The organism is Micromonospora halotolerans (genome assembly GCF_032108445.1).
Taxonomy (GTDB): Bacteria; Actinomycetota; Actinomycetes; order Mycobacteriales; family Micromonosporaceae; genus Micromonospora; species Micromonospora halotolerans.
In genome coordinates this window covers 1,832,720-1,849,658 of record NZ_CP134876.1, presented here as the reverse complement: position 1 = coordinate 1,849,658, position 16,939 = coordinate 1,832,720, and the positions used below count along the sequence as shown (strand labels likewise).

Here is a 16,939-nt window from a genome sequence, read left to right as displayed (position 1 = left end):
CCCGGCGTCACCCGTCGGCCCACCCGAGGGGAGAACCCATGATCGACATGATCGCGGCGCTGCAACCGCTGGTCGTCGGCGCGGTGCTGATCTGGTCCGCCCGCGTGAAGCTCCTGAACCGGCACGCCGCCACGGTCGCCCGGCGGTCCGCGCTCGTCCGCCTGGTCGGGGAACACCGCTTGCTGCCCGCGTACCGGCTGCTCGGGGCCGTCGAGCTGATCCTCGGCGCGCTCCTCCTGCTGCCGCCCGCCCTGCGGCTGGAGACCGCCGCCGCGACCGCCGTGGCCGTCGGCTTCCTCGGCTACCTGACGTACGCCCGCCGAACCGCCCCGACCTCCTCGTGCGGCTGCCTGAGCAGCCGCCCGACCCCGGTCTCCGGCCGCAGCCTCGGCCGGGCCGCGCTGCTCGTGGCGGCGGCCGGGCTGGCCACCGTGGCCACCGGCGCGTGGCTGGCCGCGCTCACCGACCGTCCCCTGGCCGGCGGCGTGGTGCTGCTCGCCGAGGCGGCGGCCATGGTGGCGCTGTCCCCCGAACTGGACGCCGGCTGGCTGCTGCCGCTGCGCCGGCTGCGCGCCCGGCTGACCAACCCGCTGCGCGGCGGCACCGGGCTGCCGCTGCTCGCCACCGTGCAGCAGGTCCAGCTCAGCGACCCCTACCGGCGGATCGCGCCGCTGCTCCGCTCCGACGTCCGCGAGCACTGGGACGACGGCGAGTGGCGCTTCGTCGGCCACGCCGCGCGCTACCAGGGCCGGCCGGCCACCGCGGTCTTCGCCGTCCCGCTGGTCGACGGCGGGCCCGACGCGGTACGGGTCGCCGTCGTCGACGACGCCACCGGGCAGACCCTGCTGGCCCTGGCCGGGGCCGGGCGACCCGCGGGCCCGCGGCTCGACGTGGTGCCCGCGTGACGGGCGGACGGGACCACCGGCCCCGGTGGTCCCGTCACGCCGGACTGCGGACGAAGGACTCCTCGCCCCACGACCCGTCGTCCCCGTCGAAGCGGATCACCAGCTCGCACCGGTAGGTGCTGGCCGAGTCGTCCACCACCGTGGTGACGTCGGCCTCCCGCCCGTCCACCCGCCGCAGCGCGAGGTCACGCGGTGGCAGCTCCCCGCTACATGGAGGGCGCTGGTGACTCGGGTGGGTTCCCGGAGGCCCGGACGGCGTCGGCGACGGCGACCCCGGCCAGCACGACGGTGGCGGCGAGGCCGGCCACCAGCGCGGGCTCACCCAGGAGGACCGGTGCCGCGACCGCCAGCACGAGGAAAGCGACCGGCCGGGACGGCGACACCCGGCTGAACACCTCGTACTCGAACCGGGCCCGGCCGGTCAGGAACAACGCGGGCCCGCCGAAGATGACGCCGGCCAGCCAGGGCACGGTGGGCTCGGCGGGGTGGGCGATGGCCACCTCGAAACCGGCGGAGGCGGCGACCACGCCGGCCACCATGACCAGGTGGGTGTTGGGTGCGGACCGGACGAACCCGCCCGGGTCCCGGGCCGACTCGATGGTGGCCTGCAGCAGGGATCCGGCGCGGTGGACGTAGATCTGCCACAGCAGCACGGTGGCGGCGAACGCGACCAGGAGCGCCGCCGTCCGGCCGGCTGTCACGTCGTGGTCGGCGTAGGTCAGGGTGGTGACGAGGATGAGGTCACCGAGGGCCAGAGTGAAGAACTGCTGGTAGCGCTCCGCCAGATGGTCGGCCGCCACCCGGTACTGGGACGCGGGCACCTTCCCGATCCGAGGGGTGGGATAACGGAGCGCGGCCGACCCGTAGTCGACGGCGAGTGCGGCGGTCCACAGCACACCTCGCGCCCAGCCGGCCACGAGACCGCCGGCGAGCCACGGTACGGCGGACAGGACGAACCAGAAGATGAACCGGCTGGCGTGCATCCGCGCCGTCCGGCCCTGCAGCGCGGCGACCAGGAAGATGCCTCGGCCCAGGTGAATCGCCACGTAGGCGCCCGCGAAGGTCAGGGCGTGGTCGGCAAAGGCCTCGGGCAGCGTGCCGGCCATCAGGATGGTCCCGAGCATGACCCAGAGCGTCATGGCGAAGATGGGCGGCTGCTGCCTGTTGTAGAGGTCGGTGGTCAGCGCGGTGACGGACCAGACCCACCAGATCGCCATGAGCAGCACGACGGTCTGGAAGACCCCGACCGCGTCGAGACGCTGGGCCAACGATCGTGACGTCAGGGCGAGCGCGGCGACGAACACCAGATCGAGGAACAGCTCCAGCAGGGTCGCCCGCTGGGGTCCACCGTCTGCGCGGGACAACCCCACCGCTCGGTCGATCGTCATCAGGGGCCCGTCTGCTGACTCCGGCGTCGTGCGGGACTCGGCGGCGGTGCGCGACCGGCCGGAACCGGGCGCGTCGGACGCGGCCGGCTGCCCAGGTCGACACTAGGCGAGCGTCGGCCTCAGCGGGCCGGGAACGCGGGCCGTGCACCCGGCCCGCGCCGGTCAGTCGCGGTCCGGGCCACCCCGTGCCCCGCCGCCCGTCGCGGCGACCCCGCCGCCACCGCCCTCGTTGTCCCACACCGCGCGCGCGTCGGCGCCGCCGCTGGCCCTCGGGGCCGGTGGCACCCGCAGGGCGGCCAGGATGTCCGGCGCGCGCCTGACGTTGGTCGGGTCGGCGGCGGCCGCCATCGCCTGCTGGGCTGCGGCCGCTGCCGTGGCGGGCGGCACGATGAGCAGGTCGACCTGGATGTCCCCGCCGGTGGTGGCAACCAGCACGGCGGGATCGAGGGTGTCGAACCAGCCGAGCCGGACCAGGTCCGGTCCGACGGCCAACCGGCGGAACCGGCTGTCCCAGGCGTCGATGTTGAGCATGATGTGCCGGATCCGACCGTGGCGTTCCGCCAAGGCGAGGACGAGACCCGGAAGTTCGGTGACCGGGTCCCAGGACCGGGGCCACCAGGCGCCGTCGAGGACCGACCCCGCCCGATCGGTGGCGAGGACGAGCCGGGGCGCGGTGGGCACGGACGGGGGGCTCGCGGTGCCGCGTTGCCGGGTGACGGACATGGGTCAGCCCTCCCGGTGGACGGCGCCGGTCGTCGGCGAACCGGTCGGGCCGGGAGCGGGCGACCCGGGGACCGCCGTGGCGCGCCGGCGTTGACGCATCCTCAGCTGCACGATCCGGGCGGTGCCGGGAAGGGCGACGAGCAGCACCCCGATGATCGCGGCCAACAGCAGCGCCACACCGACCGGCAGGGCGGCGTGTGCGCCGAGGAACGTCACCTCGGCGCGCTGCCCGTTCTGCAACACGAAGATCATGAGCAGCAGGAGCACGATCGCGAACACCACGGCGACGACCCACAGCTCCCCGATCCGCGATCGCTTCACCGGGGGACGACGGAAGGTCGGACGAGCAGCCGCCGGGCCGTCGTGGCCGTTGGCGGTGAAGAGTGGGACGGGCCTGTTCCGGGGTGCGGTCATCACGAACCGCCGCCTTCCGATGGTGCCCGACGTACCCGGTGCCGGCGTGGGCCGGCGCGGGCGGTCGGGTGAGGGCGGGCCTGCGACGGACTGTCGCTGCCCGGCGAGCCGGTGCGGGGGAGCTGCCGGCCGGGGACGCGACGTGGAGTCGGCGACCGGGCTGCTAAATGGGCGGCGGGGGGTGACGCAGTGGCCCCGATCGGTGGGACGTCCGCCGTCAGCGGACCGTCCGTCACCGGAGTCCCGAGCGATACCCTCAGCGTACGCCTCTCCCGGTGTGCCGATCCACGGGAGCCGCTGGCAGTCGCCCTCGACCAGGTGCGGATGCGCTCCCCGGAGGCGTACGGTGAGGATGTCGCCCGGGTCCCCGGTGGCCACTGCCACCACCGAGCATGACCCTTCCGGGCGGCGCTACCAGGGAGCACCCGATGCGGATCGCCCGGCACAGGATCGTCAGTCTTCTTCGCGAACGCGGCCAGCAGGTCAGGGCCGACTGGGTCGAGCGCGAGCTACCGGAACGGGTGAACCCCGACGAGCACACCGGATTGTTCGCCACGCTGCGGCTCGATCCGGCCGACCTGGCCGACACGCAGTCCCCGTGACGGTCCCCCCGCCCGCACCGGTGGCCCGGCGGGCACCTGCCGCGGCGCGGCCGCGAGACCCCGACCGCGGCAGCGACTACGCCGACCTGTCCCGGCAGATCCGCGCGGCGGGCCTGCTCGAACGGCGGCGCGGCCACTACGCGGTGCGGATCGGCCTCGTCGTCGGCTGCTATGCCGGACTGTGGGCCCTGTTCGTCCGGTGGGGCGAGTCGTGGTGGCAGCTCCTGGTCGCGGTGGCCCTCGCGGTGGTCTTCGCGCAGGCCGGCTTCATCGGCCACGACGCCGGTCACCGGCAGATCGCCGGCTCGAGACGGGCCAACGACCTGATCGGCCTCCTGCACGCCAACCTGTTGACCGGGATCAGCTACGGCTGGTGGGTGGACAAGCACAACCGACACCACGCCCATCCGAACACCGAGGGCAGGGACCCGGACATCGGGGTGGCGCCCCTGTCCTTCACGGCCGACCAGGCCCGGCGACGGCGTGGCCTCGCCGCGCTGTTCGTGCGTCACCAGGCGTACCTGTTCTTCCCGCTGCTCCTCCTGGAGGGCCTGCACCTGCACGGCAACAGCGTGCGAGCCGTCCTCCGCCGGCGCCCACTCGCGCGCCGGCCCGTCGAGGCCGGGCTGCTGGTCCTGCACCTGGGCGGCTACCTCACCACCGTGTTCCTGGTCCTGAGCCCGGCGCAGGCCGTCGCGTTCATCCTGATCAACCAGGGTGTGCTCGGCCTCTACCTCGGTTGCTCGTTCGCTCCCAACCACAAGGGCATGCCGATCCTCGGTGCCGACGACAACCTCGGCTACCTGCGGCGGCAGGTGCTCACCTCCCGCAACGTGCGGGGCGGGAGGTTCGTCGACATCGCGCTGGGCGGGCTGAACTACCAGATCGAACACCACCTGTTCCCGAGCATGCCGTGTCCCAGCCTGCGTCATGCCCAGCCGTTGATCCGGCGGTTCTGCGCCGAGCACGACCTCGACTACCACGAGACCACCCTGGGCCGCTCCTGGGCGGAAGCGCTGCGCCACCTGGACGACGTCGGCTCCCGCGAGCGACCCGCCCGCGGCCGGTGACCGGCGGCCGGTCGGTCGGGCCCTTGTGGAGGGTTGCCATCATCGACGCGTGAGGTGGAATGACCTGGCCCGTCCGAGAGGTGCTCCACCGGGCGACGAAACGACCGCTGCTCGCGTCGACAACCGCACCAACCTGGTCGTCGCGGAGTACACCGCGATCCGGGCCGTCATGGCGCAGAAATCCGCCGCGTCGCACGCCCTGGTCGGCGCGTACCTGACCGTGGTGGCCGTGATCCTCGGGTTCGTGGTGGCGAACCGGGCCGATCCGCGCCTGCTGCTCGCGGTTCCGGTGTTGGCGGCGACCTCGGGGATCACCATCCTGCGGCGCCGGCGTGACCGCGAGGCGGCGAACCGGTACACCCGCGACGTGCTGCGGCCCATCGCCGTGCAGTGCTCCGGGGACGACCGGGTCTTCCGGTGGGACGACTTCTACGCGCAGCAGAGGGACGCCCGGTCCCTGCTGTACGAGTTCGGGTTGCAACTGGTCTTCCCGCTGTCCGGGTTCGTCTGCCTGTTCGTGACCCTGCCGCTGCTGGCCTCGGTCGGGGAGTGGCTCGCCTGGCTCACGGGACTGGGCTTCCTGGTCGCGTTGATCTCGGCGTACGTCCACGAGAACAGGCGCCATCTCGCCCGGACCGTGTCCGGCGCCCGCGCCGTCGGGTTCCGGGTGAGGCGGAGACTGCGACGGCGGGGCGGGGGTGGCGGTCCCGCCTGACCGCAACCGGCGCTACACCTCCCGCCGCCGGATCCGTCGCGGCCGGCCCGCGGGTCGATGAACTGTCTCGCGCGAAGGGTTTTCCGGCCGTCCCGCCGGGGGACGTCAGTCGCACGCCCCGGGCGGCACCCCCCAACCGAAACTCCCGAGCCGCCGGCGTACGCCGGCCGACAAGGATCTCCCATGACACAGCCGAGCGAGGACCCCGAGGACGCCTTCGCCGAACTGGGCCGGATCAGGCTGGACGAGACGAGCCTCGACGACATGCTGGGCCGGATCGCGGAGCTGGCCACCCGGAGCATCCCGGGAGCCAGAAGGCTGACGGTGAGCCTGTTCCGCGGCGCCGACGGCCGGTCCCTCGTGGCCACCGACGAGATCGCCCGCAACCTCGACCAGTGGCAGTACGACCACGGCCGGGGCCCCTGCGTGGACGCCTCGGTCGGCGCTTCCTCGATCTCCGTCCCGGACATGTCGGCCGAGCCGCGGTGGCCCGAATGGGCGGGCCGGGCCCGCTCCGCCGGCGTCGGCAGCTCACTGTCCATCGGGCTGCCGCTCCAGGAGGCGGTCGTCGGAGCTCTCAACGTCTACGGCGGCGAGGCGCACGCCTTCGACCAGGACGCCATCGCGACGGCGGAGGGCTTCGCCGCGTACGCCGCCGTGGCGCTGGCCAACGCCCACCTGTACGACAGCGCCGCCGCCCTGTCCGAGCAGATGCGCGCGGCGACGCGGAGCCGGGCGGTCATAGAGCAGGCCAAGGGGATCATCATGGCCGAACGGCGCTGTTCACCGGACGAGGCGTTCGCGCTGCTGTCGCGGCTGTCCCAGGACAGCAACCGCAAGGTCCGCGAGGTCGCCGAGGCGCTGGTGGCGAGCGCCGCACGCAATCCCGACCGGCGAGCCTGACCCGCGTCACGTCCCCGCGCGGGGGTGGCGGGCCGGTCAGGGGGCGCCGACCGCCGGCAACAGCAGCTCGGCGAGCTCGCGCCACGAGGCGACCACGGCGACGACGCCGGCCCGGCGCAGTGCCTCGATCCGGTCGGCACGTTCCGCCTCGCGTACGAACATCACGTTGCCGACGGTGGGGAAGCCGGCGGCCACGGCGGACCGCACGCCGGGCACCGAGTCCTCCACGGCCAGGCCCTCGGCGCCACCGCAGCCCAGCTCCCGCCCGGCGTGCAGGTAGATCGCCGGGTCCGGCTTGCCGATGGGTACGGGCAGCGAGTCCTCGGCGCTGTAGCGCCGCTCCACCGGGATGAGCCCGGCCAGCCCGGTGGCGCGGAAGCAGGCCGCCAACCGGCTGCCCGCGCTGCTGCTCACCGCGGCGAGCGTGAGGTGCGGGGCGAGCGTGCCGAGCACGTCCCGCACCTCCGGGTCCGGCCGCAGCACGTCGCCGAGGTGGGCGCTGACCCGGGCCTTCTCCTCGGCCACCCAGTGCTCCAGCGCGGCGGCGGTCAGCACCGGGCGGCCGGCCAGGGTCGGGCCCGGCGCGACGACCGCCTCCGGGCGCCCGCCGGCGACGGCGGCCTCGACGGGTACGCCGGAGGCGAGGCAGAGGTCCACGGCCGTGGTGCGGAAGTTCCTGCCGGTGGAGCCGAGACGCAGCTGCTCGGCGGTGAGGGTGCCGGGCATCCCGTACGCGGCCAGGAACGCGTTGGCCACCTCGACCGAGGCGGCGAAGGCGGGCTCCTCGGACGGGAAGAGGTTGCCGTCGGCGTCGCACAGCAGCACCCGCACCGCGGACAGGTCGACGTCGGAGAACTGGATCACGAGGGGCTCCTCGGGAGCGGGGACGGGTCCCGGCCGGCGGGCGCGGTGCCCGCCGCGGCAGGAGCTGGTGGGCCGGCCGTGGCCGCTGGTGGCGGCGCGCCCGCCCCATGATGCTCCGGAGCGCACCCTGCCCGCAGTGCGTCCCGAGGTCGCGCCGCCCGCCTATGCCGACATGGCCGCGTACGGGCAGATCGCCGGCCTGGCGGGGTTGCGCCCGGGCTGCCGCAGCCCCGGACTCCGCCACATCGGGTAGGTGGTGGTGCCGTCGGGGAGCGTGAAGGGCTGGTGGGCGACGTAGCCGTGGCGGGCGTACAGGTCCCGCTCCGGCGGGGTGTTCGCCTCCGTGTAGGTGGGGAGCCGGGCCTGACCCATCCGGGCGTTGCTGGCGGCCAGCAGGGCGGTGGCGCGCCTGATCCGGTGCGGCTGTGCGGTGACCGCGAAGAACGCCAGGTGGTTGTGAGGCTCGGCGGGCCGGTGCGCGCGCAGGACGTCGTCGAGCTGGAGGAAGCGGTCCAGGTGGTCGGCGCACGCGACGGCGAGGCGCTCGCCGTACCCGGTGGGCGCGGGGGTGGGCCCGTACTGGTGGAGCCAGACCGCGGCAGCGGAATGATCCTGCAAGAGGTACGCCTCGCCGGAGAGGAGAGCGTGTTCGGTCCAGACGCGGACGACGGCGGTGAGCACGTCCCGGCGGCGGCGGTCGTCGGGCACCAGCCAGGCGCCGGTGGCGCTGTCGGCGAAGGGGCCGGCGACGAGTTCGACGATGTCGTGGACGTCGCGCCATCTCGCGCGGCAGACAGGCAGGGTGCGGTTCACGAGTTCTCCCGGTGACGGATGTGGACGGTTCATGGACGGCGGTTGCCGAGGTGCGCCGGGCGGGGCCGTCCCGCGGTTCCGGGTCGGGCGGGCCTGGCGGTGGGCGGTGACGCCGGCCGAGGGCGGGCGTCGTCACGGATGGGTCGCGACGTCAGGCGGACGGCGGCGACGACCGGTCAGCCGGCCGGCTGGGCTCATCCGCCCGCCGGCGCTGGTGCCCGGCGCTGCCGGGCAGCCCGCCGTTTCCGGCGTGGTCCGGGTCGTCCACCGGCAGGTGCTTCAGGCGGGTCTGGGATCCGGCGGATTCGCCCGGTTCACGAGTGCGTCACCGCGACCGCGGTCGTACCCCAGCAGCCGCAGCTCGGGATCCCACGCCCGAGCGGAGCCCTCGGCGGGGATGCCAGGCCCACCGGTGCCGGCACCCGAGCCGGCCGTGGTGGCCGGCGGGGTGGGTGCGGTGGGGGTGAGGGGCGTCTCGCCGGGGGCGGGAGCGGACTTCCCGGGCGGCGGCATCCGCACCTCCGCAGGCCCGGGCGACACCTCGTGGCGGCCCGCGGACCGGGACGCCGGTCGAGGTGACGCGGCCTTCGCCGGGCGCACGACGGCCGGCGTAGCGGGGCGGGTGGACACTGCGGGCGTGCCCGCCGCCGGTGTCTGACCGGCCGGCGCGGGCGTGGGAGCGATCGGATCCTCGGGAGGGGTGGGCGGCGCGCCGGGTGGCCCGAGGATGGGCTCGGTCAGGTCGAGCACCGGGGCCAGGACGGGCGGCAGCAGGTCGGCGATCGGCTCGGTCACGGGGCGGACGACGTCGGTGACCGGCTCCAGCAGCCGCGCCGGTGCGACCGCCTCCACGACGGGAGACGCCAGGTCCACGACCGACCGGGTCACCGGGGCGATCACCTCGGCGACACCCGCCCGCTCCACGGGGGACGGCGCGACCGTCGCCGGACGCACCCGTCGGCCGTCCGCCGTCGGCCGGCCCGGGTCCGCCGCTGCCGGGCCGCCCCCGGTGTCGACTCCACCGCTCCCGGTGTCGACTCCACCGCTCCCGGTCGACGACGGCGCCGGCAGGCGCAGCGGAGCCACCACGGACTGCCCGACGAGTGCCCGGGTGTCGTCGAGCAGGTCCGCCAGGACGCAGGGCCGAGCCGGCTCGGCCGCCTGAGCCGCGTCGGGCGCCACCGCGTCGTGCAGGCCCCACGCACCGACGAAGCCGCCGCACAGGAGGGCGCCCCGCAGCATCCACCGAGCCAGTCGGCCTGGACACCGCGTCAACGGGCACCTCCGCAGGAGCACCTCTTCACGTCGATGCCCGTGATTGTGCCCGGCGTGACCGGTCCGGCGCCGCCAACACACCGGAGCGGACACTGACCGGAACAGGAGGCACCGCGTCCGAGCCCCAACGCCCGTCACTGCCAGCCGGCGCGGGCACCTGGGTGGACCGGCGACTCAGCGGTTGAGGTAGGCGGCCAGGCCGCCGAGCTCCTCGCTGGCGATGAACACCGACCGCACGTTGAGGATCGCCTCCTCGACGTGAGCCTCACAGCCCCACGCCGCGTCGCCCCACGAATCGGCGACCTTGATCCTGGCCGGTGCGGTGCACCCCTGGACGCCGCCGAGCTGGCAGTGCTCGGGATGCGGTCGGGCGGCCTGAGCGGCCGCGGCGGCGCGCATCCGGTCCGCCAGGTCCGCGGCGGCGGCGGCGCGCTGCTCGGCCTCGGCGCGCAGGTGCCGCTCCGCGTTTACCGCCTTGGCCAGCTCCTCATGCGCCGTTCTGGCGCGTGCTTCCGCGGCCGCCTTCGCCTGCTCGACGTGGTGGCGCTCGATGGCCAGGGCCGCGGTGCCGGCGAAGACCCGGGCCAGAGCGAGGTCGGTGTCCTGCGGGACGCGGGGGGTGCGGTGATACATGGCGAAGGTGCCCAACAGGCCGCCGTCGCGGGCCAGGATCGGTGTCGACCAGCAGGCGGCGAGCCCGGCCCGCTCGGCCAGGTCCCGGAAGTCGTCCCAGAACGGGTCGGTGGCGATGTCGGTGACGATGACCGGTTCCCGCCGGTGCGCGGCGGTGCCGCACGAGCCGACACCCTCACCGGTGGCGATCCCGTCGATGGCCTCGTTGTAGAAGTCGGGCAGGCTCGGTGCGGCGCCGTGGCGCAGGTGCCGGCCGTCGGGATCGGCGAGCAGCACGGAGACGAGCATCTGCTGCGGTGCCAGGTTCTCGATGCAGCGCGCCATCCCGCCGAGCACCTCGGTCAGGGGCGCCTGACGGGCGATCTGCTCCAGCATGGCGCGGTGTTCGACCATCAGCCGTTGAGCTTGCTTGACCTGGGTGGTCTCCACGCCGATCACGAGGATCCCGGCCACCGTGCCACTGGCGTCGCGGCGCGGCTCGTAGGTGAAGTCGAAGAACGCCTCCCGCGCGTGCGGGCCGGCGCCCAGCACGACCCGGGCGTCACGGCCGGTGTAGGGCTCACCCGTGCGGTAGACCTCATCCAGCAGGGCGATGAACCCCTGATCCGCCAGCTCGGGCATCAACTCGGGGATCGGGACCCCGGTGCGCGCCCGTTCGTTTCCGATGGCGGCGAAGAACGCCGGGTTCGCCGACTCCACCACATGCGTCGGCCCCGCGAGCGACGCGAAAACGGCGATGGACTGCCCGAACAGCGCGCGCAGATCCTCCTCCGCCGCCTGCCCGGCAACGGACGAACTCACCGTCGTCGACCGCTGGCCCGGTACCGCCGTCATGCTTGGTCCCCCTCTCCCGCACGGCTTCGTCGGATGGCTGATGATCCGCCGTTCGGTGACCGTCGTCAGAGTACGGGGAAGGCCACGAGGCCGCCGTGCGGCGTACCGGCAGCACGGCCCGGGCAGCCGGAGCCGCCGGCAGCGAAGGGCGACACGTCACCGGCCGGGTCGGGTGGGCCTTCCCGCCCGTCGCGCCGGCCCGCCGTGCGGCCGCTCGACGCCGGGTCGAGGGCGACGCCCGGCCCAGCCGGCGAGCAGATTCAACCCCAGGGCGTACGCCGCGGCGCTCACCAGCAGGGCGGTACTGGCGTTGCGTCCCCAGTCGCCCACCAGCACGGCGGCCGGTCCGGCCCAGACATCCATCGACAGCCCGGCCAGTGCGACCGCCGTGCCGGCCGCGATCGGTGGGACGGCCCACAGCAGCCCGGCTGGCGCGTTGAACCGGTCGTCCTGCAGCAGCCCGGTCATGGTGGAGACGAACCAGCCCAGCAGGAGCAGGACCACGAGCGGCCAGCGCGTTGCGCGTCGCCGCAGGCGTCCGAGCAGCGCGCCGAGGCCGACGCCAGCGGCGGCGTAGAGCGGGTAGGCAGCCAGCTCACACAGGAGGACCCGGAACAGGACCGGGTCGTCGAGCGGCGGTGTCGTCAAGAAGGAACCCGCGCGGGCCCGGGCGAGGGGGTACGCGACGGCGAAGCTCACGCCGGCCAGGAACACCGCGAGCGGAACCGCCACCGCGAGCGCCCTGGCCTGGGAATTCCGGCGGGCGAGGGCGGCCCCGGCCAGCAGCGCCAACAACTGTCCGCAGAGGAATCCCGAGGTGTGCCGGAAGATCCGCGTGGTGTTGATCCGCTCGTACTGCTGCGCGTCGCCCTGCGCGTCGTAGTTGACCCAGAAATCGTAGAAGCCGTCGTTGAACGGCATGGCCACGAGCACCAGCAGTGCCATGGCCGGCAACGACCAGGCGGCCGGATGCGTCACCGTGCGCCGCAGCGCGGGCAGGCCGACGCCCGCCATCCCCCGAAGCATCCGACAAGCCTTTCCCGTCGCGGTCACGGTTCGGCAACGCGGGGCCACCGATCGGGGCGAGCCTCCGAACGGGCGCTTGCGGTGCGTCAGGCGAAGAAGCGAGTGAGGTGCTGGACGACGGCCTCGGGTCGTTCTTCGGGGATGTAGTGGCCGCTGCCCACCACGGCGGCGACCTCGACGTCGGTGCCCTTGTCCGGCAGCAACGCCTTGAGGAGTTGGTAACCGCCTTCGCCGCCGCCGAGGCCCAGCAACGGTGCGCGTACGGGGCCGTAGGTTTTCCCATCGGCGATGTCCTGGCCGAACGCCCGGTACCAGGCGTTGCCGGCGCGGATCGCCTCCACGGTGGAGTAGGCGTGCGCATAGATGTCCCGGTCGCGGTCGCCGATGGCGCTCGGGTCCTCGACCAGGTAGTCGATCATCCAGTCGACCAGCAGGCGGGAGCGGCCGACGAGCAGGCGTTCAGGCAGGTCGGGGACCTGATTGAACGCGAACCACCACAGGAACCGTCCCGGCCCGGCGTGGATGTCGCCGCCCACCTGCTGGCGCCCGGGCACGGGCAGGAGTGAGTAGTTGTAGAACCGCTCGTCGGGGTGGGCGATGTCCAGGAGCGCTATCCGGCGTGTGCTTGCCGGGTGGTTGGCCGCGAAGGCGAAGGCGACCATCCCGCCGATGTCGTGTCCGGCGATGTCCACCGCGTCGTGGCCGAGGTGGCGCGTGAGCGCGAGGATGTCGGCGGCCATGGTCTTCTTGTCGTACCCGTCCGCGGGCTTGTCCGAGCCGCCCATGCCCCGCAGGTCGACGGCGATCACCCGACGGCCTGCCGCGAGGGCGGGCATGATCTTGTGGAACTCCCACCACGTCTGGGGCCAGCCCGGCAGCAGGATCAGCGGCTCACCTCGGCCACCCGCCACGTAGTGCAGGCGGACGCCGTTGACCTCGGCGTGGCTGCTGACGAAGCCGCCCTTCAGGGAGCGTGCGAGTTCGGCGTCCGACGGGGTGTCCGACATCTGTCCTCCGGTATGTCTAGCTGCCGGCGGGCCGTTTGGCCGCGCTGTTCAGGAGGGCGAGTGCCGCCTCGCGGGCGTCGTCCGCGGCGCCGGGGCCTTCGAGATGGTCGGCGACCACGGTCGCGCCTTCCAGGAGCAGGAGAAGCTGCCGTCCCAGCGCGGCGGGACGCGCGGCTCCGGCCCGGTCGGCGATCGCGGTGAAGAGGTCCAGGTAGCGGCCGAGATGGCGGGCGGCGATGGTGCTGGCCGGAGTCGCATGGTGCTGGGTGGCGGCGTTGACAATGGCGCAGCCGCGGAAGCCCGGCTCGCTGAACCAGACGCCGAGGGCGTCGAAGACCGCGGCGAGCTGGGCCGCCGGCTCGTCGCCCGCGTCGGTGGCCGCCTGCGTCAGCCAGCGCGTGACGCGGTCACTGCGGGCTTCGAGGACGGAGCGGATGAGCCCGTCCTTGGACCCGAAGTGGCGGTACAGCGTCTCCTTGGAGATGCCCGCCTCGGCGCACAGTTCGGCGATGCCCACGCCGTCGAGCCCGTGCTCGTAGAGCATGCCTTCCGCCGAGCGGAGGATCGCCGCCCGAGTGCGGCCAGGGTCGAGGCTGCTGCCTTTGGGAACGGGCACGGAGAGATGGTACCAGTCGGTCCGATGTGCTGCTAGCGTCACATCGAACCGATCGGAACCATCTAGGGAGCAGGCCGTGTCAGATCCCCTCGTCACCGACCCCATCGACGCCCAGGGACCCGCGGCGCGCACCGTGCCCGTCACCTTCCCGAGCGCGGGCGCCACGCTGCTGGGCGTCCTGCACCTGCCGGCCGGGGCCGGCCAGCACCCCGTCGTGGTCCTGCTGCACGGCTTCCTCGGGCATGAGCGGAACTTCGATCTCGCGCAGGCGTTGCGCCGAGCCGGATACGCGACGCTGGTGTTCCACTACCGCGGCTCGTGGGGGATGGACGGCTCCTGGTCGTGGGCCCACGTGCTGGAGGACTCCGCCCGCGTGGTCGCCCGCCTGCGTGAGCCCGACGTTGCCACGGCCCACGCTCTCGACCCGGGCCGGCTGGCCGTCATCGGCCACAGCCTGGGCGGCTTCGCCGCGCTGATGACCGCGGCCGCCGATCCCGGCGTGGCCGCAGTCGGTTCGGTGGCCGGGTTCGATCTCGGAACGGCCGCCGCCGCCTGCCGGAGCGACCCGGCGGCGCGAGCCGCCTACCTCGCCGACTGGGCGAGCGAACTACTGCCCCTGCGCGGCACGAGCGCGCCGGCGCTGGTCGCGGAGATGGAGGAGGCCGGGGACGCGTGGAGCCTGGCTCACCTCGCGCCACGGCTGGCCACCCGCCCTGTGCTGCTGATCGGCACCGACCGGGACGTGGTCACCCCCGCCGGCGTCCACCACGGGCCGCTGGTGGACGCCTACCTCGCCCACCCCGTCCCCGGGCTCGAACACCACGTCTTCCCCACCGACCACGCCCTGTCCGACCATCGAGTCGCTCTCGCCCGTACGGTGATCGCCTTCCTCGACCGGCACCTGAAGGACGCCATCCGGTGAACCTGATCCGCACCGCTGCCGGGGCCCTACGCTCACTCTCCCGCCGGCCACCGAGGGTCTACTGGACCGCCGCGCGACTCGCCCTGGGCACCGCGTCGGCCCTGGGGATCTCCCGATTCGCCTACGGTCTGCTCCTGCCGGCCATGCGGACCGATCTCGGGTGGAGCCTTGCCCAAGCCGGTGCCCTGACCACCGCCAACAGTGTCGGATACCTGCTGGGCGCCGCGGTTGCCGGCGTCGCGGCACGGCGCTGGGGTTCCACCGCGACCTTCCGGCTGGGCATGCTGATCACGGCCGTCGCCCTGGCTGCCACCGCGGTGAGCAGCGCATACCCGGCGCTGCTCACCGCGCGCCTGGCGGCGGGTGCCGGCGGCGCTCTGGTCTTTGTCGCCGGGGGCGTGATCGCGTCGCGCAGCGCCGCCGCCGCGCGTTCACCCGCACCCATCACGATCTACTTCTCCGGAGCCGGGCTGGGCATCGCCGTCAGCGCGGCCTGGCTTCCGAGCCTGGCGACGCACGCCCCGCACGACTGGCGGATGGCCTGGACCGGACTGGCCGTCTGCGCCCTCCTCGCCACCGCCGTCAGCTGGGCCGCCGCTCGGGTCGACGAACCCGAGCCGCAGCTCGCGACAGGACGACGGGCGATCCGGCACCTGTGGCGCACCGCCGTCGCCTACCTGCTCTTCGCAGGCGGATACATCGCCTACGTCACCTTCCTGTCGGCCGCCCTGTTCCAGGAAGCCGTGCCCACCTGGCAGGTCAGCACGCTGTGGGCGTTCCTGGGGAGCAGTGCCATGGTGGCGCCGCCCCTGTGGAGCCCTCTCATCGGCGCATGGCCGCCGGCCCGTGTCCTCACCACTCTGCTGGCCCTCCTCGCCGGCGCGAGCGCGCTGCCCCTCGTCAGTTCGTCATACGTCGTCCTCGCCGTCTCGGCCGTGGTCTACGGCGGCACGTTCATGACCGTTCCGGCCGCTGTCACCGCGACGATCCGTGGCGCGACCCGCCCCGAAGACTGGGCTCCCACCCTCGCCGCCTTCACCACGGTCTTCGCCGCCGGCCAGACCGTCGGCCCGTGGGCGGCCGGAACCATCGCTGATCACACCTCGGCCGACGCCACGCTTGTCTGGGCGGCCGCGCTGTGCGCCGCAGCCACACTCGTCGCCGCAACCCGGAGACCTCAGGTGAACAGTCGAGGGTCAGCAGGCGTACGTCCCCTCGGAAAGCGCGCACGGGTGGACCTGGATGCAGGGTGATCCGGTAGTCAGGTGCAATGGCAGCGGCCCCGCCCGCCGGCATCGTGGTGGTGTTCCCACCGCGCCGACCCTCCGGTTCCAGCGCCTGCTCGAAGAGTTCACCTTCGGCGGCGACGACGGCGACGAGGAAGCCGACTTCGAGCGCCTGGTTGGGTGGAGGAGAGACGGCCACCGCAGAAGGAAGGACGTGATGGCCGCATCCGAGGGTGAGAACCCGGGTGACCTGCTGGGCGAGCAAAAAGAGGGGTGCGTCGTCGGATTTCCCGGACTGACTGCCCGGCCGCTCCACCCTGCCCGGCAAGATCACCCGGAGTCACCTGGAGACTCGCGCGTGCTCCTGGGCTGGGCGAACGGGGGCGCGGGAAACGTGGGCGGACGTGGGCCACTCCCTGCCACCTCGGGCGAACGCCCAGGTCGCTAAACTAGGCCCTCGCGCCCTCGTAGCTCAGGGGATAGAGCATCGGTTTCCTAAACCGTGTGTCGCAGGTTCGAATCCTGCCGGGGGCACCAGGTCACACCCTTGATCAACGATCACTGCTCCGCCTTCCGGGGCTTCCGTGCCCGCTGCGTGCCCGATCGCCTCGCTACCTTCGTCCCGCTCGCGTCCAGGTGCTGAGCGACCTCAGCGTCCCCACCGTCGACAGCCCGGACGTAGTGGCGGGTCGTCACGCTGGCATTGGCGTGCCCCAGCCGGCGAGCTGCCACCAGGACGCCGTGCGAGTCCGCGACCCAGCTCGCGTGCGTGGCCCGCAGGTCGTGGGGCGTCAGGTGCTCCCGGAGCAGCTGCACCACGAACGCCGGCACGGCCAGCTCCCGCCGCTGGTCGTTCTTAGGAGTGTCGATGACCGGACCGCCGGGCACCTGCGCCACCGCCTGGGCGACGGCCACCCGACCCGAGCTGACGTCCAGGTGACGACGCCGCAGCGCGAGCGCTTCCCCGATCCGCAGCTCGATGTGCGGACTCACCGCGGAGATG

Annotated in this window: 19 protein-coding genes and 1 tRNA gene; 8 read left to right on the top strand and 12 right to left on the bottom strand. The window is 73.6% G+C overall.

Translation table 11 applies throughout. The features are described 5' to 3' along the window. The first annotated feature begins 38 nt into the window (after nucleotides 1–38). Nucleotides 39–905 (top strand): MauE/DoxX family redox-associated membrane protein, encoded by an 867-nt coding sequence (locus RMN56_RS08600; protein WP_313723301.1) that lies wholly within the window; start codon nucleotides 39–41, stop codon nucleotides 903–905. A 34-nt stretch (nucleotides 906–939) separates the two neighbouring features. Here RMN56_RS08600 and RMN56_RS08595 read toward each other — a convergent pair whose 3' ends face one another. The 4 genes from RMN56_RS08595 to RMN56_RS08580 all read right to left on the bottom strand — a co-directional run bounded on the left by RMN56_RS08595 (nucleotide 940) and on the right by RMN56_RS08580 (nucleotide 3,337). Beyond that, a complete protein-coding gene (locus RMN56_RS08595) occupies nucleotides 940–1,074 on the bottom strand; it encodes a hypothetical protein (protein ID WP_313723300.1) in 135 nt (44 codons plus the stop codon). Between the two features lie 37 nt (nucleotides 1,075–1,111). Beyond that, a complete protein-coding gene (locus tag RMN56_RS08590) occupies nucleotides 1,112–2,293 on the bottom strand; it encodes a low temperature requirement protein A (RefSeq protein ID WP_313723299.1) in 1,182 nt (393 codons plus the stop codon). 162 nt (nucleotides 2,294–2,455) lie between these two features. Continuing rightward, nucleotides 2,456–3,016 (bottom strand): DUF5994 family protein, encoded by a 561-nt coding sequence (locus tag RMN56_RS08585; RefSeq protein ID WP_313723298.1) that lies wholly within the window; start codon nucleotides 3,014–3,016, stop codon nucleotides 2,456–2,458. 3 nt (nucleotides 3,017–3,019) lie between these two features. Then, nucleotides 3,020–3,337, bottom strand: a complete 318-nt coding sequence (locus tag RMN56_RS08580) for a LapA family protein (RefSeq protein ID WP_313723297.1) — start codon at nucleotides 3,335–3,337, stop codon at nucleotides 3,020–3,022. A gap of 521 nt (nucleotides 3,338–3,858) precedes the next feature. Between RMN56_RS08580 and RMN56_RS08575 the strand changes: the two genes are divergently transcribed. The 4 genes from RMN56_RS08575 (at nucleotide 3,859) to RMN56_RS08560 (ending at nucleotide 6,720) form a co-directional block, all read left to right on the top strand. After that, a complete protein-coding gene (locus RMN56_RS08575; protein WP_313723296.1) occupies nucleotides 3,859–4,032 on the top strand; it encodes a hypothetical protein in 174 nt (57 codons plus the stop codon). After that, nucleotides 4,029–5,102, top strand: a complete 1,074-nt coding sequence (locus RMN56_RS08570; RefSeq protein WP_313723295.1) for a fatty acid desaturase family protein — start codon at nucleotides 4,029–4,031, stop codon at nucleotides 5,100–5,102. The genes RMN56_RS08575 and RMN56_RS08570 overlap by 4 nt, the downstream gene beginning before the upstream one ends. A 49-nt stretch (nucleotides 5,103–5,151) precedes the next feature. Beyond that, nucleotides 5,152–5,817, top strand: coding sequence for a hypothetical protein (locus RMN56_RS08565; protein ID WP_313723294.1), 666 nt, complete (start codon nucleotides 5,152–5,154; stop codon nucleotides 5,815–5,817). Between the two features lie 183 nt (nucleotides 5,818–6,000). Beyond that, nucleotides 6,001–6,720 carry a GAF and ANTAR domain-containing protein gene (locus RMN56_RS08560; RefSeq protein WP_313723293.1) on the top strand — a complete coding sequence of 240 codons (720 nt, stop codon included), beginning with the start codon at nucleotides 6,001–6,003 and terminating at the stop codon, nucleotides 6,718–6,720. Nucleotides 6,721–6,756: 36 nt separating this feature from the next. Here the strand turns inward: RMN56_RS08560 and RMN56_RS08555 are convergent, their stop codons facing one another. From RMN56_RS08555 to RMN56_RS08525, 7 genes are all read right to left on the bottom strand, one after another. Beyond that, on the bottom strand, nucleotides 6,757–7,584 hold the full coding sequence (locus RMN56_RS08555; protein WP_313723291.1) for an HAD family hydrolase: 828 nt from the start codon (nucleotides 7,582–7,584) through the stop codon (nucleotides 6,757–6,759). A gap of 162 nt (nucleotides 7,585–7,746) precedes the next feature. Continuing rightward, complete coding sequence (locus RMN56_RS08550) at nucleotides 7,747–8,397, bottom strand: hypothetical protein (RefSeq protein ID WP_313723290.1); 651 nt, start codon at nucleotides 8,395–8,397, stop codon at nucleotides 7,747–7,749. A gap of 279 nt (nucleotides 8,398–8,676) precedes the next feature. Then, the gene (locus RMN56_RS08545) at nucleotides 8,677–9,639 is read right to left on the bottom strand and encodes a hypothetical protein (RefSeq protein WP_313723289.1); all 963 of its coding nucleotides are present in this window, start codon (nucleotides 9,637–9,639) and stop codon (nucleotides 8,677–8,679) included. Nucleotides 9,640–9,846: 207 nt separating this feature from the next. Beyond that, the gene (locus RMN56_RS08540) at nucleotides 9,847–11,139 is read right to left on the bottom strand and encodes a GAF domain-containing protein (protein WP_313723288.1); all 1,293 of its coding nucleotides are present in this window, start codon (nucleotides 11,137–11,139) and stop codon (nucleotides 9,847–9,849) included. A gap of 156 nt (nucleotides 11,140–11,295) precedes the next feature. Beyond that, nucleotides 11,296–12,153 (bottom strand): hypothetical protein, encoded by an 858-nt coding sequence (locus RMN56_RS08535; RefSeq protein WP_313723286.1) that lies wholly within the window; start codon nucleotides 12,151–12,153, stop codon nucleotides 11,296–11,298. Between the two features lie 98 nt (nucleotides 12,154–12,251). Continuing rightward, nucleotides 12,252–13,172: an alpha/beta fold hydrolase gene (locus RMN56_RS08530; RefSeq protein ID WP_313723285.1), complete on the bottom strand. Its 921-nt coding sequence runs from the start codon at nucleotides 13,170–13,172 to the stop codon at nucleotides 12,252–12,254. Between the two features lie 16 nt (nucleotides 13,173–13,188). Beyond that, complete coding sequence (locus tag RMN56_RS08525; RefSeq protein WP_313723284.1) at nucleotides 13,189–13,788, bottom strand: TetR/AcrR family transcriptional regulator; 600 nt, start codon at nucleotides 13,786–13,788, stop codon at nucleotides 13,189–13,191. Between the two features lie 76 nt (nucleotides 13,789–13,864). On the opposite strand from RMN56_RS08525, the gene RMN56_RS08520 reads away from it, so the two are divergent. The 3 genes from RMN56_RS08520 to RMN56_RS08510 all read left to right on the top strand — a co-directional run bounded on the left by RMN56_RS08520 (nucleotide 13,865) and on the right by RMN56_RS08510 (nucleotide 16,473). After that, nucleotides 13,865–14,710, top strand: coding sequence for an alpha/beta hydrolase family protein (locus tag RMN56_RS08520; RefSeq protein ID WP_313723283.1), 846 nt, complete (start codon nucleotides 13,865–13,867; stop codon nucleotides 14,708–14,710). Then, nucleotides 14,707–15,963, top strand: a complete 1,257-nt coding sequence (locus RMN56_RS08515) for a YbfB/YjiJ family MFS transporter (RefSeq protein WP_313723282.1) — start codon at nucleotides 14,707–14,709, stop codon at nucleotides 15,961–15,963. Before RMN56_RS08520 ends, RMN56_RS08515 begins: the two co-directional genes overlap by 4 nt. 434 nt (nucleotides 15,964–16,397) lie before the next feature. Continuing rightward, nucleotides 16,398–16,473, top strand: a tRNA-Arg gene (locus RMN56_RS08510). 21 nt (nucleotides 16,474–16,494) lie between these two features. Here the strand turns inward: RMN56_RS08510 and RMN56_RS08505 are convergent. Beyond that, nucleotides 16,495–16,929, bottom strand: coding sequence for a site-specific integrase (locus RMN56_RS08505; protein ID WP_313723281.1), 435 nt, complete (start codon nucleotides 16,927–16,929; stop codon nucleotides 16,495–16,497). Nucleotides 16,930–16,939 lie beyond the last annotated feature (10 nt).

Bases quoted from the DNA above. Each gene is read 5' to 3' on its own strand.
- RMN56_RS08540 (WP_313723288.1), bottom strand. From the start codon at position 11,139: ATGACGGCGGTACCGGGCCAGCGGTCGACGACGGTGAGTTCGTCCGTT.
- RMN56_RS08560 (WP_313723293.1), top strand. From the start codon at position 6,001: ATGACACAGCCGAGCGAGGACCCCGAGGACGCCTTCGCCGAACTGGGC.
- RMN56_RS08530 (WP_313723285.1), bottom strand. From the start codon at position 13,172: ATGTCGGACACCCCGTCGGACGCCGAACTCGCACGCTCCCTGAAGGGC.
- RMN56_RS08575 (WP_313723296.1), top strand. From the start codon at position 3,859: ATGCGGATCGCCCGGCACAGGATCGTCAGTCTTCTTCGCGAACGCGGC.
- RMN56_RS08600 (WP_313723301.1), top strand. From the start codon at position 39: ATGATCGACATGATCGCGGCGCTGCAACCGCTGGTCGTCGGCGCGGTG.
- RMN56_RS08535 (WP_313723286.1), bottom strand. From the start codon at position 12,153: ATGGCGGGCGTCGGCCTGCCCGCGCTGCGGCGCACGGTGACGCATCCG.
- RMN56_RS08545 (WP_313723289.1), bottom strand. From the start codon at position 9,639: ATGCTGCGGGGCGCCCTCCTGTGCGGCGGCTTCGTCGGTGCGTGGGGC.
- RMN56_RS08590 (WP_313723299.1), bottom strand. From the start codon at position 2,293: ATGACGATCGACCGAGCGGTGGGGTTGTCCCGCGCAGACGGTGGACCC.
- RMN56_RS08585 (WP_313723298.1), bottom strand. From the start codon at position 3,016: ATGTCCGTCACCCGGCAACGCGGCACCGCGAGCCCCCCGTCCGTGCCC.